A 15,539-nucleotide genomic window follows, 5' to 3' on the forward strand; every position below is an offset into this window, starting at 1 on the left:
CTTTCAAGCCATGAATTATCTAAGCCTTGCCTGGAAAAATCTCTGGCGCAACCGCCGCCGCACTCTCATCACCTTGGCCGCCATGAGCCTGAGCCTGATGCTGGTGCAGGCGTTCCACAACCTCTCCGCCGGGGTCTATCGGCAGATGGTCAACAGCGGCGTGCGGGCCGGCTCGGGCCACATCGCCGTCTACCGGGGCGATTACGTGCGCAGCCGCGACGAGAAGCTCAGCTTCGCCGAGGCCGGGCTGGCCGGGCGCCTCGCCGCCATCCCCGAGGTGGAAGGGGTTCTGCCCAGGGTCTACCTTCCCGGGCTGGCCCAGTCGAGCCGGGAGAGCCGCGGCATCCTGCTGACCGGCGTCGACCCGGCGGCGGAACTATCCGTCAACCCGTTTCTCAAGCAACTGGCGGCCGAAGACATGCTCCCCTCAACCGAGGGCCGCGAGGCGATCCTCGGCGCCCGCCTGGTCAAGGAGCTGAAGATCGCGCGGGGCAACAAGTTCGTGGTCACGGTGCAGAAGCGCGGCGGCGAGCTGCAGAGCGAACTGCTGCGGGTGCACGGGGTGGTCAAAACCGGCATCAAGGAGATCGACGGGGGGCTGGTGATGGTCGGGCGCGAACGGGCGGCGGCCATGGGCGGGATCCCCGGGCAGGTGCACGAGATCGCGGTGATCCTCGACGACCCCGAGGCCGACCGCCGGGTCTTCCCCCGGGTCGAAGCCCTCATTGCCGACCAGCCGGAACTGCGCGCCCTGCCCTGGGAGGAGGCGATGCTGAATCTGGCCAACGCCATCAAGCTCGATTACGCCAGCCAGAAATTCATCTTTGTCATTATCCTGCTGATTGTTACTATTGGCGTGGTCAACACCCTGCTGATGTCGGTCATGGAGCGGATGCGCGAATTCGGGGTGATCCTCGCTATCGGCGCCTCGCCGCTCCGCCTGGCCGGGATGATCATGGCCGAGGCGACGCTGCTCGGCGTGTTGTCGATGATCTTCGGCACCTTGCTCGGCTCACTGGCCACCTGGTACCTGGTGCGCTACGGCATCGACCTGCGCGCCCTCATCTCCGAGAACCTGGAGTACGGCGGGGTGGTGTTCGACCCGATCCTGCGGGCCATCTGGGACGTTCCCTGGATGCTGCGCATCGCCTGGTACGTCGCCGGCCTGTGCCTGGCCGCCTCGCTCTACCCGGCCCTCAAGGCCGCCCGCCTCGCCCCCGTCGAGGCGATGCGGCATGTTTGATAACACCAGTGAAGAGTAATAAGTGATTAGTGATCAGACAAAGACCTTGCCTGGCGCTTCTGATTTCACTCATCACTTATTACTCATTACTCATCACTAGGCCCCACCATGTCCTTAATCGAGCTGAACAACATCACCAAGATCTACCCCCTGGGCAGCCAGCAGGTCACCGCGGTGGCCGAGGTCGACCTGAGCATCGGGGCCGGGGAGTTCACCGTGCTGGCCGGCCCCTCGGGCAGCGGCAAGACCACCCTGCTCAACCTGATGGGCTGCCTCGACCAGCCGACCCGCGGCAGCGTGACCATCGCCGGCAAGAGCGTCGGCGAGCGCTCGGTGCGCGAGCTCGCCGACTTCCGGCTGCACAACATCGGCTTCATCTTCCAGTCCTACAACCTGATCCCGGTGCTCACCGCCGCCGAGAACGCCGAGTTCACCCTGATGCTGCAGGGGTTCGCGGCCCCCGAACGGCGCCGGCGCATCGCCGCGCTGTTCGAGGAGCTGGGCATCGGCGGGCTCGAAGAGCGCCGCCCCAACGACCTCTCCGGCGGCCAGCAGCAGCGGGTCGCCGTGGCCCGCGCCATGGCCGCCGAGCCCTCGGTGATCCTCGCCGACGAGCCGACCGCCAACCTCGACTCGAAAACCAGCGAGGATCTGCTGCGGCTGATGCGCCGCATCAACGCCGAGAAGGGCACCACCTTCGTCTTCAGCTCCCACGACGCCCTGGTCATCTCCCTGGCGCGGCGGGTGGTGCGGCTCAAGGACGGGCGGCTGGAGGCGGATGAAAGGCAGGATGGGAAGAATTCAGAAGTCAGAATTCAGGAGTCAGAAGAAAACCTCAACCAAGGGCCTTGATGTTTTCAATAATTCCCCGGCGAAAAACCGTGGCCGCAGTTCTGAACACGCTGCTGCTTTTGCTGCTGCCTGCGCTGGCTCATGCCGAATGGCTGGCCGAGCCCCGGGTCGGCGGCCATTTCAAAACCCTCAACCTGCTGCTCGAGGCGCCCCCCGCGGATCTGGGAAGCTCCGGGGAGCTCTCCTCGAACCGCCTGCGCCTCGATTTCGCCGGCACCCTGCCCGGCAGCGTCAAGGGCGAATTCTCCGTCGAGGACATCCTGCTCTACACCGACCCGCCGAGCCTGGCGCCGCTGCCGGGCGATTCGCCCAACCGCCGCCTCGACCTGGAAAAAGACTGGAACCGCGGCGGCCGCTTCGCCCACCAGCTGTTCGTCGACCGCCTCAACCTGCGCGCCCACCTCGCCGGGCTCGACTGGACCCTCGGCCGCCAGGCCGTCGGCTTCGGCCGCATCAGCCTCTTCTCGCCCCTCGACATCATCGCCCCCTTCCCCCCCGACGCCCTCGACACCGAAGTGCGCCCCGGGGTCGACGCCCTGCGCGCCAGCCGCTACTTCGGCATGACCGGCCAGGCCGGGGCCATCGCCGTGTTCGGCCAGGGCAGCGACGACAACTCCTACCTGGCCACCCTCGAGGGGGGACCCACCGGCGTCGACCTGCTCGGCATCGCCGGGGTGCTGCGCGAGCGGACGATGGGCGGCGTCGGCCTGGCCACCCAGCTCTTCGGCATGGGGCTCAAGGGCGAACTGGCCTGGTTCGAGGGACGCGACCCCGACCGGCCCGGCGGTGATCTGCACGACGACTTCGCCATCGCCGGCCTCGAAGCCGACTACCGCTTCGACAACGGCCTGATCCTGTTCACCCAGTACCTGCACAACGGCGCCGGCGCCGGCGACCCCGCCGCCTACCCCGAGGCCCTCGCCTCCGCCGCCGTCCAGGAGGGGCTGAGCTTTCTGCTCGGCCGCCACTACCTGCTGGTCGCCCCCAGCTACCAACTGCACCCCCTGGCCACCGTGAGCGGCCTGCTCATCTGGAATCTCGAAGACGATTCCTTTCTGTTGCGCCCCCTGCTCGACCTCTCCCTCTCCGACAACCTCGCCCTGCAGCTGTTCTGGAACCTCACCCACGGCGCCAAGCCCCGCCAGGTTTTCGGCCTCCCCATCCCCCGCAGCGAGTTCGGCAGCGCCAGCGACAGCGGCGGGGTGTTTTTGAAATATTTCTTCTAAATTTTTTCCATTAATTTTCTTTACACAGGCCCATCAGGGTAATAGTTTCAGGGGGATGGGTTTGCCTGATCATGGCGCGCACACTTAGGTGCGCCCCTACGCCTCTGGACCGCCATGCCTTACGATCCCGATATTCACCACCGTCGCTCCTTCCGTTTGAAAGGGTACGATTACTCGCGATCCGGTGCCTATTTTGTGACAATTTGCGTGCAAAACCGGGAATGCCTGTTCGGGGAAATCGCGGATGGGATGATGGTTTTGAACGACGCCGGACAGATGGTTACAAAATGGTGGCAGGAATTAACGAATAAATTCCCCACCGTCCGCCCCGGCATCTCTGTGGTCATGCCCAACCATTTCCACGGAATCGTTTGGATCGTAGGGGCGGACCTGCGTGTTCGCCCTGCCCCGCGCATCCGCACCGGTCTTGAAATCGGTCCCAATTCCAATCATGGCAAAAACCAGGGCGCACACGTAGGTGCGCCCCTACCGGAAATTGTTCAATGGTTTAAAACAATGTCCACCAACGCCTACATCAACGGCGTGAAAAACCACAATTGACCCCCTTTCCCCGGCCGTTTGTGGCAACGCAATTATTACGAACGCGTCATCCGCCACGACGACGAATTACACCAGGCCCGCCAATACATCACCGACAACCCGGCAAAATGGGCCCAGGACCAGGAAAACCCGGCCAATCAGCCGTAGGGGCGGACCTGCGTGTCCGCCCTGCCCCGTATATCCGCACCGGTCTTGAAATCGGTCCCAATTCCAATCATGGCAGAAACCTGGGCGCACACGCAGGTGCGCCCCTACACGCCCCCCCAAAAAAATCCCCCTTCCCTTTTTCTCAAATTCTCTGCTAATATCCGCCCGTCGCTCCCGGCTGTGGGGCGGCTTTTTTCGTTTGGGCGCTTTTTAGCCCGCTAAAACTCTCTTTTTCCAGAAAGGAAACAACTTACTATGCGGCGGCAGATTACCGCGTGTCTGGTGCTGTGTTCCCTGATGCTCTCCTCCTGCGGCGGTTCCCCGGTGGACCGTCTCAAAAATGGCGTGAACGCTCTGGGCGAACAGGCCACGGCCCTGGGGCTGAAACGGGCCATGGGGGTGGGGGTCCGCGAGGTGGTGAACCGGCTGGGTCAGGTCGGCGGCTATCTCGACAACCCCCTGGTGCGGCTGGTGGTGCCGCCGCCGTTTCTGCTGGCGGCGGACCTGCTGCGCATGGGCGGCACCCTGGTGCAGAAGGACCCGGTGGAGGCCGGCCTGAACCTGGCCGCCGAGCGCGCGGCGCCGTTGGCGGGGCCGATTCTGCTGGCGGCGCTTGAGCAGACCTCGGTGCCCACCATGCGTGAACTGCTGAATGCCGGGGAGACGGCCGCGACCGACTACCTGCGCAAGCAGACCGAGGGGAAGCTGGTCGAGGTCTTTCAACCGGCGATTTCCGCGACCCTGGCCGAAACCGGGGCGCTGGAGCAGTACCGGAAGGTCATGGAGGGCGCCAAGGACTTGCAGCCGGCCGAACAGCCCGCCGAGGGGACCGTGGCCGAACCCGCGGTCTCCCTGGAGCAGTACGCCACCACCCAGGCCATCGATGGCCTCTTCAAGCTGCTCGGCTCCGAAGAGCAGCGCATCCGCCAGGGGCCCGAGTTCGGGGACCTGGGGCTGCTGCCCGGCAAGTGATCCGCCGGCCGGAGGGCTGGGGCTGCAACGCTCCAGAGGGAGCGAAGGAGGGCACTTGTCAAACGGTTTTGCTCTGCTAACCTTTGAGCCAGTGCGTCTTCATTGTTTTTTATTCATCCCTGCTGCGATTGACCGGGAAGGAGGAATCCCATGAAATCTTCCAGGTTGTGTTGTCTGGCCCTGGCATGGCTGCTGTGCGGGGTGCTGGCCGCCTCGGCCTGGGCGGAGAACCGGCCGGGCGCCTTCACGCTGACGCCTTTCGTCGGCGGGCAGCTGTTCGAGGGCGACCAGAGAATCGAGGATGAATTGACCTACGGGCTGGGCCTGGGCTTCAACCTGACCCGGCGCTGGGGGATGGAGCTGGCCGGAAGCTATGTCGACACGGCCTTCGAGTCCCCCGCCTCGGGCGATGTCAAGGCGCTGGCCTACCACCTGGACGTGCTTTACAACTTCATGCCGAGCAGCGCCTTCGTCCCCTATCTGGCCATCGGCGGCGGCGCCATCACCTTCGACCCGGACGGAGGCGGCAGCGAGACCGAGGCCCTGGGCAACTACGGCTTCGGCCTGAAGAGCTTTTTCACCGACAACCTGGCCCTGCGCTTCGACGCCCGCCACCTGCTCTACGAGGCGAACAGCGACCTGGAGCACAACCTGCTCATGAACCTCGGGCTGAACCTCAACTTCGGCGGCGCCAAGGCGGCGCCCCCGCCCCGCCCGGAGCCGGAGCCGCCGAGGGACAGCGACGGTGACGGGGTTTACGACGACCACGACCGCTGCCCCGGCACCCCCTCGGGGGTGAGGGTGGACGCCAGGGGCTGCCCGCTGGACAGCGACGGCGACGGCGTGGCCGACCATCTCGACAAATGCCCCGGCACCCCCAAGGGGGCGCCGGTGGACAACCGCGGCTGCCCGCTGGACAGTGACGCGGACGGGGTGGCCGACCACCTCGACCAGTGCCCCGGCACGCCCAAGGGGACCATGGTGGACGAGACGGGGTGCGATTTGAAGTTCACCCTGCACATCGAGTTCGACACCGACAAGGCGCAGATCCGCCCCGAGTATCACGCCGAGCTGGCCAAGGCGGCGGAGTTCACCCAAAAGTACCAGGCGCCGACCTTCCTGATTGCCGGCCACACCGACAACGTCGGCAGTGCCGACTACAATGCCGAACTGTCCCTGCGCCGGGCCGAAAGCGTCCGCCGCTACCTGATCGAGAAGTTCGGGATCCCCGCCGAGCGGTTGGTGGCCCGCGGTTACGGCTTGACCAAACCCGTGGCCGATAACCGCAGCGCCGAGGGGCGGCAGAAGAACCGCCGGGTGGAGGTCATCTGCTGCGTGGTGATCCCCGAGTAGGCGGACCCCACCTGCATGGCGGCGCCCGAATACGAAAAGGGCCGGGAAATCCCGGCCCTTTTCGCATGAAAGAGGATGTCTGGCTGGCCCCTCCCGTGCGGTTTGTCCTGGGGCGCCAGGGGCAGATCTGCGGGTCGGCCCGGGGCGAACCCCCAGGTTCGCCCCTGCAACCATAGAGAGACGCCGATGGGGTTCGCTTTGCTAATCGGCAACAGCCGGGGCGAAGCGCCGCAGGCGTGCCCTGAGCTGGTCCACCTCGGGGTAGCGCGGCAGGCCCTCGCCGTCGAGCAGCATGCGCGGCTGGACGTTGCTGCGGCGATAGAACTCGCGGTTGGCTTCCTGATCGATCTGCAGCACCGCGCCGGCCAGGGAGACCCCGGCGAACAGGCCCCGGCTTCGCGAGTAGGAGTAGATTTCCGCGGCGAGCCGGCCATCGGTGGCGCCTTCCACCTGCCGACCCACCGGCCCGGCAGAAACCGCCGCGTCGGCGCCGAGGGTGATCTTGCCCTCGAGCAGCCCTTCGATGCTGCGCCGGGTCTTGAACACCAGGATGACGTCCGTCGACTGGGCGCCGATCTGCAGCCCGAGGCTGCCGCCGGTCAGGGAGACGAAGGCCGGATGGCTCCAATCCCCCGCCGGCCCGCGGACCAGCACCACCCCCTTGCCGTAGCGGCCGCCCAGCACCACCCCCACCTTGATGGCGCCCGGGATGATGACGACGCCGTAGGCGTTGGTCAGCAGCCGGGGCGGGATACCGCTTTCGGGGATCCCCACGGCCTGATCAAGCACTTCGATAACGTCACGCAGCTTCTGCGGTTCGGCCAGGCGCGCCTCGGCCGGGGCCGGCAGCAGCGCGGCGCAGAGAAGGGCCAGGGCAAGCAGGGTCGAGCCAAATACCTTTTTCATCATCCTTTTCCACTCCTCAGGTGCAATCAGCAATTCGAGTCCGGGCAATCGGCGCCCAGGGGCGCCTCAGCGCGGCTTTTTGCCGCGACCAGCAGGTAGGGAACCCGCGGATGGTTGGCCACCTCGAGCCGCAGCACCTGCCAGTGCGCCGAGGGGAGCCGGCCGAAGATCCCGGCGACGGCCCTGCCCTCTTCGGCCCCGCCGGGGTGCCCCGGGTAAACGACTACGGCAATGCGCCCCCCCACGGCAAGCCGCCTGGCCGCCGGCGCCAGGGCGGCCAGGGTGGTGGCCGGCTGCGTGACCCGCGTCGGGTCACCCCCGGGGAGATAGCCGAGATTGGCGATGACCGCCCGCAAGGCCCCGGTCTGGTAGCGCTCGAGATGCGCATGGCTGTCATGGGCCAGGTAGACCCCCGCCCCGGGCAGCGGCCCCGGCGCCGCCGGCCGCCAGGAAATGCCGGCGAGACGCAGACGCTCGGCAGTGGCGGCCAGCGCCTGTTCCTGAACATCGAAGGCCAGCACGGTGCCGCCGGCCCCGCTTTGGCGGGCCAGAAACAGGGTGTCGTGGCCGTTGCCGGCGGTGAGATCCAGCGCCGCCTGGCCGGGCTCAAGGACCTCGGCGAGCAGTTCGTGGGACCAGGCAACGATGCGGGTCAGGGGCTTTGCTGCGGACACGGGGTTCAGGAGCTGGCGCGCTGTTCGGCGAGCACCTTGAGCTTGGCTTCGATCATCTGCCGGTGAGAGATGTGCAGCAACTTGGCGAGCTGGCGCATCAGGTACTCCTCGTACTTGTCCAGCACCCCGTCGACATAGACGATACGCCAGAGGCTTTCGATGACCTCGAGTTTCTGCTCCAGGGAAAAGTTGGCGTCGATCTGCCGGGTGAACTGGTAGATGTCGAGGCTGGCCTCGCGCTCCTGCTGGGCCAAGGCGATGAGTTCCGCCGTGGCCTCCGCCGACAGCTGGAACTTGTCGGCCAGCAGATCCTTGACCAGCGTCGCTTCCATGGCGTGAAACTCGCCGTCGGTGTGGGCCATTTCGAGCAGGAGCACGCAGGCCGCCACCTGGATGCGGTCGGGCTCGGCCGCCGCGCCTTTTTCAGGCCCGGCCACACCGGTCAGCTTGCGGAGCAGGTTCAGCATGAAAATATTCCCAATCCTAAAAACGCATTTGGCCACGGATCAAATCCGATTAAATCTGATTTCAAGGCTTTGAAAGGCTCTGATCAGCAACCCTCAGGTGATCAACCCTGAAGATAACAATGTCTTTGACTTAATCAGAACCTATCCGCTTTTATCCGTGGCAGATTGCCTTTGGGGGTTGTTTAACTTACTTTCGATAGCGGATCACCCGAGCCTTTTCCAGGGTGATCATGCCGCCTTCGATCATTGCGTCGAGCCTGGGCAGCAGGGCCTCGATCTTCTCCTGGCGCTCGACCACTTCGATGACCACCGGCAGGTCGTTGGAGAGCCGCAGCAGCTTGTCCGAATGGGTGACGCTGCGGGCGCCGAAGCCCATGGCCCCCTTGAGGACCGTGGCGCCGGCGAATCCCTCCTGGCGAAACAGTTCCACCAGCGCCTCGTAGAGCGGTCGCCGCTGCCAGCGGTCGCTTTCGCCGATGAAGATGCGCATCAGCGTCTGTTCGCCTTCGAGCTTGGTCATCCGTTTCCTCCCGGTTTCCGGTGGTTGCTGCCCAGGTTTCAGCTCGATGGATTTCCGTAGGGGCGAAGCTGAGTGTTCGCCCTGGTCCATGGGCCAAGCTCTCCGAATTGCCGCCCGCCCCTGGGAAAATCCGCGGAGTCGCCCCTACAACTGGCGCGCCAGGTAAATCCCCAGGCCGGCGAAGGCCAGGCAGAGCAGCACGTTGAGCAGCACGTTGGCGCCGGCCTGCAGCAGGCTCCCCTCTTCGAGCAGGCGGAAGGTTTCGTAGGAGAAGGTCGAAAAGGTGGTGAAGCCCCCCATGAAGCCCACGGTGATCCCCATGCGCAGTTCGCTGCCGAGCAGTGAGCTGCGCAGGCTCCCCTCCATCACCAGGCCGAGCAGGAAGGACCCGAGCAGGTTGACCGCCAGGGTCCCGTAGGGCAGGCCCCGTCCGGCCAGGGCGTAGGCCCACCCGGATAAATAGTAACGGCCCAGGCAGCCCAAGGCGCCGAACAGGCCGATATAAATCAGCTGCATGAAATGACCACCGTCCGAAAATGCGCGTCGCGCCCGTTCCGGCTCCCTATCCAGCCGGCCCGCCAGGGGCCATTATCCGGCGCCCTCCGCGCCCTGTCAACCGCCAATCTCCCCGCCCGGAACGCGTTTTCTGTCCCCGGGCGGTGGAGCTGGCATCTTGAATTATTTAATACCTTTTGCTATATATATTTAGCACTCACCGGAACAGAGTGCCAACAGCTAGTCAATACAAGACTTTTTCGAGGAGACGGAGTCGATGAGCAATCTTTGCCTGCCGGTTACCGCCGACACCTTTGAACTTTACATGGCCGAGATCAACCACTTCGACCTGCTCAGCCGCGAGGAGGAGGTCGAACTGGCCAGGCGCTACCGCGCCAAGGGCGACCTGGAGGCCGCCCACCGCCTGATCTGCGCCAACCTGCGTTTCGTGGTCAAGATCGCCCAGGAGTACCGGGCCTACGGAATCCGCATGCTCGACCTGGTGCAGGAGGGAAATGTCGGGCTGATGATGGCGGTCAAGAAATACGATCCGGAGCGGGGCATCCGGCTGATTTCCTACGCGGTCTGGTGGATACGCGCCTATATCCACAATTTCATCATCCGCAGCTGGTCGCTGGTCAAGATCGGCACCACCCAGGCCCAGAAGAAGCTCTTTTTCAAGCTCAACCAGACCCGCGCCGCGGTACGCCGCCTGACCGGGCGTGAGGACACCCAACTGGTGGCCCGCGAACTGGAAGTAAGCGACGCCGAAGTGGAGGAGATGGCCCTGCGCATGGGCTCCCGCGACGCCTCGCTCGATCTGCAGCTCACCGAAGGCGAGGACTACAGCCTCATGGACACCCTCGCCGACGATCGCGAGAACCAGGAGGCGCTGCTGCTGCAGAAGGAAGAGCAGCGCCTGCTCAGCTCCCAGGTCGGCGATGCGCTGCAGCGGCTCAACCCCCGCGAGCGGCGGATCGTCCGTGAGCGCATCCTCGCCGAGCAGCCCCGAACCCTGCAGGAGCTGGCCGATGACTACGGCATCAGCCGCGAACGGGTGAGACAGCTGGAAAAGAACGCCCTGGACAAGCTGCGCCACAGCCTCCAGGCAGCGGAGGCTGGGTGACCAGGCAGGGCCAAGGGGCGCCCGCGGACCCGATTGACATTGACAAACACCGGCACTTCCCGTACTTTCTTCGGGTCTTGAGGAATATCTTTGCCGAGGGAAACTCCTAGATGAAACGGTTGCTTCTGACACTCCTTATCCCCCTGCTGGCCGCCGCCTGCACTTCGACGGTGGTGCCCCAGCCCAAATCCGCCGAAAGCTACCTGCAGGAAGGTGAGAACTTTTTCGAGCGGGGCCTCTACGACGACGCCATCGGCGCCTGGGAAAAGGTGCGTGACTCCTATTATTCGCCCGAACTCAACGTGATCGCCGAGCTGAAGATCGCCGAAGCCTATTACCTGGACGAGCGCTACGCCGAGGCGGCCGCCGCCTACGAGGATTTTCTCAAACAGCATCCCGACCACGAAAAAACCTCCCGGGTTCTCTACGAGCTCGGCATGTCCTATTACAATCAGCGGCTCTCGGCCGACCGCGACCAGGGCGCCACCCGCAACGCCCTGTCCACCTTCGAAAGCTTTCTCCAGCAGTTCCCCCAGGACCCCAAGGCCGAAGGGGTTCAGGTCATGGCCGACCGCTGCCGGGACCTGCTGGCCGACCACGAGCTCTACGTCGGCAGGTTTTATTACCGCACCAAGAAATATGCCGCCGCTTCCAGCCGCCTGGAAGGGCTTTTCAAGCGCTACCCCAACTATTTCCACCGGGACGAGGCCTACTATTACCTCGGCCAGGCCTACCTCATGAAAGAGGATCGGACCCGCGCCGCCCAGGCCTTCAACGAGCTCTACCGAGAGTTTCCCAACAGCGAGTTCATTCTGCCGGCCCAGAAGCTGCTGGAAAAGCGTTATTGAGCCCCCGCCCCCCCGCCACGCCGCTGACCGTTCCGCCCTCCCCCCCGGGAGGGCTTTTTATTTTCGTTAAATATTCAGCCCCACCTGGCCAGGTGGGGCGCATACCACAAGTGGGATAATTGTTTTTACTTGACTTGCCGTTTACGTCATTATATAAAAGTTAGCGCTGGATATAACGGAATTCTAAAATGGCGTGTTAGAGCATTTTTAAGCCCTTATTATTCCAGCCTTTTTGACTCTAACTATATTTTTTGACAGGATTTTTTCACCGAACCAAGCCCTCAGGCAGACCTTTCACGGCGTTCTAAATCCGCTATTCAACCTTTTGGTCGGTAGCGCACCCTGTCGGTGCCACGACAAATTACGAAGGAGGAGAGAGATGTCTACAATTCAGAGCCGCATCCGCCGCAAATCCCTGCTCAACAAGGTGGTACAACCCGAAGAGCTCATCCCGATGTTCAAGAACGGGATGAACCTCGGCTGGTCGGGTTTCACCCCCGTCGGCTACCCCAAGGTCATGCCGGTGGCACTGGCGGACCACGTCGAGCAGAACAACCTGCAGGGCAAGCTGCGCTTCAACCTGTTCATCGGCGCGTCGGTCGGCGTTGAAACCGAGGACCGCTGGGCGAGCCTCGACATGATCGACCGCCGCTGGCCCTACCAGACCGGCAAGAACATCCAGAAGGGGATCAACTCGGGCAAGATCCGCATGGGCGACAAGCACCTCGGTCACTTCGCCCAGGATATCGGCTACGGCTTCTACACCGAGAACGGCCGCATCGACATCGCCATCATCGAGTGTACCGACATCGCCGAAGACGGCGGCCTGGTTCTCTCCGGCTCCTGCGGCATCTGCCCCGAGCTGTGCCAGGTGGCCGACAAGATCATCATCGAGCTCAACACCGAGATGCCCTCCCACGAGGGTCTGCACGACATCATCGAGCCGGTGGCTCCGCCCAACAGGCTCCCCTACCTGATCACCGACGCCGGCTCCCGCGCCGGTAGCCCCTACGTGCGCTGCGACCCGGACAAGATCGTCGCCATCGTCGAGTCCAAGAAGCTCGACAACGGCCGTCCCCTGGGCCCCCCGGACGAGATCTCCGAGCAGATCGCCGACCACATCCTCGACTTCCTGCAGAATGAAGTCAAGCGCGGCCGCCTGCCCAAGAACCTGCTCCCCCTGCAGTCGGGCGTCGGCAACATCGCCAACGCGGTCGTCGGCGGCCTGGTCAAGGGCCCCTTCAAGAACCTCTCGGTCTACACCGAGGTTCTGCAGGACACCATGCTCGACTTCTTCGACAGCGGCAAGCTCGACTTCGCCTCGGCCTGCTCCCTGTCGCTCTCCAATGAGGGCTTCAAGCGCCTCTACGCCAACTGGGACGAGTACACCAAGAAGATCGTCCTGCGCCAGCTGTCGATCTCGAACCACCCCGAGCCGATCCGCCGCCTGGGGTGCATCGCCATGAACACCCCGGTCGAGTTCGACATCTACGCCCACGCCAACTCGACCCTGGTCGGCGGTACCCGCATGATCAACGGCCTGGGCGGCTCCGGCGACTTCCTGCGCAACGGCTTCCTGAAGATCATGCACACCCCCTCGGTGCGCCCCAGCAAGTCCGACCCCACCGGCATCACCTGCGTGGTTCCCAAGGCGCCCCACGTCGACCACACCGAGCACGACCTCGACGTGCTGGTCACCGAGCAGGGCCTGGCCGACTGCCGCGGCCTGGCGCCGAAGGATCGCGCCCAGGTCATCATCGACAAGTGCGTGCATCCCGACTACAAGCCGATCATCCAGGAATACTTCGACATGGCCAAGAAGATCTGCCTGGAGAAGGGCGTCGGCCACGAGCCCCAACTCTTCGACCGCTGCTTCAAAATGCAGTGGAACCTGGAGAAGAACGGCACCATGAAGGTCGACAACTGGGACGTCAAGATCGACTTCTAAGCATCGCTGCAGTTGCAACTGCAATCGCCCCTCCGGCTCGCCGGAGGGGCTTTTTTTGTGGGGCGCGAGGGATCCCTGGCCCACCCTCCCCAACCCTCTCCTTGAGGGAGAGGGAGTCTTCGGGAGGCCATGGCAAATAACCGACATGCAGGTACCGCACAAAAAAACGGGCCGCTCGTTCAAACGAGCGGCCCGTTTCCGTGATCCCCCCCTGGTTAGGCTTAGCGCAGGCGCAGGGGAATGGCCTGCGCGCTGCCGGCGGAACTCAACACGAACACCTGGGTGCTGGTCCCGGGGTTGGCCACCGACTTGCCGCTGAAGCGCCAGAGGCCGGAGGTTCCGGTGCCGGTGACCGCCGCGGTCCCGATGACCGGGCCGGAGTTGGACCCGGCCCGCAAGGCCACCGCGTTGCGGCCCAGCTGCCCGCGAATCTCGCCCGGCGGGTTGGCCACGGTGTGCACCTGGATGTAAGCCTGCCCGGCCAGGATGGCGTCGACCACGGCGGTGAGATTGGCCAGCGGCCCGCCCACCGGATTGTCCACGTCGGTCACCGTGGTGGTGTTGCGCGGATCGCCCGCCGGGAACCGGGTGGCCGGGGTCACCGTGAGGGGGCTGTTGGTGCCGGCGGGCACGCCCACCGTGCCGATATCGCCATCGGCGTCGAACAGGGTGACCGTGATCGGCCCCCGCTCGCCCAGGGCCCCGACGTGGATGTGGGCGGCGGTGATATCGACAAGCCCGTCGATCTGCAGGGTGTAGTCCAGGTCAGTGACGGTGCCGGCGCCGTCGCGGATCACCGTGAGGGTGATCGAACCGCTGCCGGTGCTGGCGGCCATCAGCGGGGTGTTCCAGAGCCCCGCGAGCGGGGTAAAGAAGAAGGTGTTCCCCGCGCCGTCGATCCCGCTCAGCCGGGTGATGGTGCTGTTGCCCTCGATGTCCCACTTGAGCAGCTTGGTGCGCAGTTCGGCCGAGGCGGCGCCAAGCTGTTCGACGACCACCGTCACCTGGGCCGTATCGACCAGGCCGCCGGTGTCCTGCACCAGGTAGCTGAAAGAATCCGCCCCGGAAAAGGTCGGCGGCGGCACATAGGTGATGGTGCCGTCGGCATTGATGGTGGCGCTGCCGCCGCGGGCCGTGGCGACGGAGCTGGTGGCGCCGATGGCGTTGTTGATCAGGTTCACGGTATCGCTGCCCAGGGCCACGGCCAGGGGATTGATGACATGGTCGTTGCTCCCCGCGACCAGGGTGTCGACGTCGTTGGCGACGACGTTGATAGTCACCGGCGAGCCGAGGGCGGTGGTGGCGAAATCGGGGACCGCGTTCGGCGCCAGGTTGACGCCGGGGATGAACAGCTTGCCGGCCACATCCCACAGGTCGTTATTGGTCAGGGTGTTGGTGGCGCCGAAGGCTCCAGCCGGGCCGGTGATGGTCACCGTGGCGCCGTTGACCAGCCCGGTGGCGTCGATGGTCGAGGCGATGCCGGGGACGCCCATGAAGCCCGCCGCGGGCGCCGGCGCCAAACCGCTGAAGAAGGCGGATACACCGTTATTGGCGCCATCGGCAGCAACCGGCGGAACCCCGGTGGCCAGGGCCGCGCTGAAGGGCGGAAGATCGCCCGGGCTGCCGGCGATGTCGATGGTTTCGTTGATGACCAGGTCGCCGGCCGGCACATTCACGGTCAGGGTCCCGAAGGGATAGGTGATGGTGTAGGTCCCGGCCACCGCCACGTCGAAGCGGGCACGCAGACGCACGAAGGGGTTCTGGTCCCCCGGCGCCGGATCTTCGGTGAGAAATGCCGCTTCCATGGCCAGCTCGAACAGGCCGTTGCCGACCGGGTTGGCCAGGTCGGCCCCGGCGGCCCACCAGAAGGCCTCGGCGCCGAAACCGATCTGCTGGGAATAGGGGTTACCGGGTACCGGCGGATCGAACAGCGGGCAGTTGGCCGCCTCCAGGCAGATCTCCACCTGGGTGCCGTTCTGGTCCTGCCACCAGAGGGGGAAACCGTTCTGCAGGTTTATCGGGCCAACAGCGGCCAGATCCGCCCATACCGCCTGGGGCGCAGCGAGCAGCCCGCTCAGGGCGAAGACGCCCGCGACAAAAAGTTTTCTGGTAATGATCAGCATGATTGGGCCTCCAAAATACATCTTCCGCTACAGCCCGCCTGGGCAGGATGTATGGACGGGTGAACATGGCAGCAGCCG

At 64.7% G+C, this 15,539-nt stretch carries 15 protein-coding genes; 9 read left to right on the forward strand and 6 right to left on the reverse strand.

Features of this window, described 5'->3' with window-relative positions:
• Positions 1–10: 10 nt before the first annotated feature.
• The 6 genes from DESUT3_RS14940 to DESUT3_RS14965 all read left to right on the forward strand — a co-directional run bounded on the left by DESUT3_RS14940 (position 11) and on the right by DESUT3_RS14965 (position 6,354).
• The gene (locus DESUT3_RS14940) at positions 11–1,243 is read left to right on the forward strand and encodes an ABC transporter permease (protein ID WP_221249271.1); all 1,233 of its coding nucleotides are present in this window, start codon (positions 11–13) and stop codon (positions 1,241–1,243) included.
• A 108-nt stretch (positions 1,244–1,351) separates the two neighbouring features.
• Positions 1,352–2,095, forward strand: coding sequence for an ABC transporter ATP-binding protein (locus DESUT3_RS14945; RefSeq protein ID WP_221249272.1), 744 nt, complete (start codon positions 1,352–1,354; stop codon positions 2,093–2,095).
• A 29-nt stretch (positions 2,096–2,124) separates the two neighbouring features.
• Entirely contained in the window at positions 2,125–3,321 is a 1,197-nt protein-coding gene (locus tag DESUT3_RS14950) for a hypothetical protein (RefSeq protein WP_221249273.1), read from the forward strand.
• Positions 3,322–3,435: 114 nt separating this feature from the next.
• Positions 3,436–3,882, forward strand: a complete 447-nt coding sequence (locus tag DESUT3_RS14955; RefSeq protein ID WP_225911524.1) for a transposase — start codon at positions 3,436–3,438, stop codon at positions 3,880–3,882.
• Positions 3,883–4,284: 402 nt separating this feature from the next.
• Positions 4,285–5,001 (forward strand): DUF4197 domain-containing protein, encoded by a 717-nt coding sequence (locus DESUT3_RS14960; protein ID WP_221249274.1) that lies wholly within the window; start codon positions 4,285–4,287, stop codon positions 4,999–5,001.
• Positions 5,002–5,151: 150 nt separating this feature from the next.
• Entirely contained in the window at positions 5,152–6,354 is a 1,203-nt protein-coding gene (locus DESUT3_RS14965; RefSeq protein ID WP_221249275.1) for an OmpA family protein, read from the forward strand.
• A gap of 201 nt (positions 6,355–6,555) precedes the next feature.
• Here DESUT3_RS14965 and DESUT3_RS14970 read toward each other — a convergent pair whose 3' ends face one another.
• The 5 genes from DESUT3_RS14970 to crcB form a co-directional block, all read right to left on the reverse strand.
• Positions 6,556–7,263 (reverse strand): lipid-binding SYLF domain-containing protein, encoded by a 708-nt coding sequence (locus DESUT3_RS14970; RefSeq protein ID WP_221249276.1) that lies wholly within the window; start codon positions 7,261–7,263, stop codon positions 6,556–6,558.
• Between the two features lie 23 nt (positions 7,264–7,286).
• Positions 7,287–7,934 carry a class I SAM-dependent methyltransferase gene (locus DESUT3_RS14975; RefSeq protein ID WP_221249277.1) on the reverse strand — a complete coding sequence of 216 codons (648 nt, stop codon included), beginning with the start codon at positions 7,932–7,934 and terminating at the stop codon, positions 7,287–7,289.
• 5 nt (positions 7,935–7,939) lie between these two features.
• Positions 7,940–8,401 carry a tellurite resistance TerB family protein gene (locus tag DESUT3_RS14980; protein WP_221249278.1) on the reverse strand — a complete coding sequence of 154 codons (462 nt, stop codon included), beginning with the start codon at positions 8,399–8,401 and terminating at the stop codon, positions 7,940–7,942.
• Between the two features lie 187 nt (positions 8,402–8,588).
• On the reverse strand, positions 8,589–8,921 hold the full coding sequence (locus tag DESUT3_RS14985) for a DUF190 domain-containing protein (protein WP_221249279.1): 333 nt from the start codon (positions 8,919–8,921) through the stop codon (positions 8,589–8,591).
• A gap of 144 nt (positions 8,922–9,065) precedes the next feature.
• Positions 9,066–9,437 carry a fluoride efflux transporter CrcB gene (gene crcB, locus DESUT3_RS14990; protein WP_221249280.1) on the reverse strand — a complete coding sequence of 124 codons (372 nt, stop codon included), beginning with the start codon at positions 9,435–9,437 and terminating at the stop codon, positions 9,066–9,068.
• A 256-nt stretch (positions 9,438–9,693) separates the two neighbouring features.
• Here crcB and rpoH point away from each other — a divergent pair, with 256 nt between their 5' ends.
• From rpoH to DESUT3_RS15005, 3 genes are all read left to right on the forward strand, one after another.
• Entirely contained in the window at positions 9,694–10,542 is an 849-nt protein-coding gene (rpoH, locus tag DESUT3_RS14995) for an RNA polymerase sigma factor RpoH (RefSeq protein ID WP_221249281.1), read from the forward strand.
• A gap of 110 nt (positions 10,543–10,652) precedes the next feature.
• On the forward strand, positions 10,653–11,390 hold the full coding sequence (gene bamD / locus DESUT3_RS15000) for an outer membrane protein assembly factor BamD (protein ID WP_221249282.1): 738 nt from the start codon (positions 10,653–10,655) through the stop codon (positions 11,388–11,390).
• A gap of 379 nt (positions 11,391–11,769) precedes the next feature.
• Positions 11,770–13,338 (forward strand): acetyl-CoA hydrolase/transferase C-terminal domain-containing protein, encoded by a 1,569-nt coding sequence (locus DESUT3_RS15005; protein WP_221249283.1) that lies wholly within the window; start codon positions 11,770–11,772, stop codon positions 13,336–13,338.
• A 221-nt stretch (positions 13,339–13,559) separates the two neighbouring features.
• On the opposite strand, the gene DESUT3_RS15010 is transcribed toward DESUT3_RS15005, so the two are convergent.
• Complete coding sequence (locus DESUT3_RS15010; protein WP_221249284.1) at positions 13,560–15,461, reverse strand: CHRD domain-containing protein; 1,902 nt, start codon at positions 15,459–15,461, stop codon at positions 13,560–13,562.
• Positions 15,462–15,539: the final 78 nt, after the last annotated feature.

Source organism: Desulfuromonas versatilis (assembly GCF_019704135.1).
Lineage (GTDB): Bacteria > Desulfobacterota > Desulfuromonadia > Desulfuromonadales > NIT-T3 > Desulfuromonas_A > Desulfuromonas_A versatilis.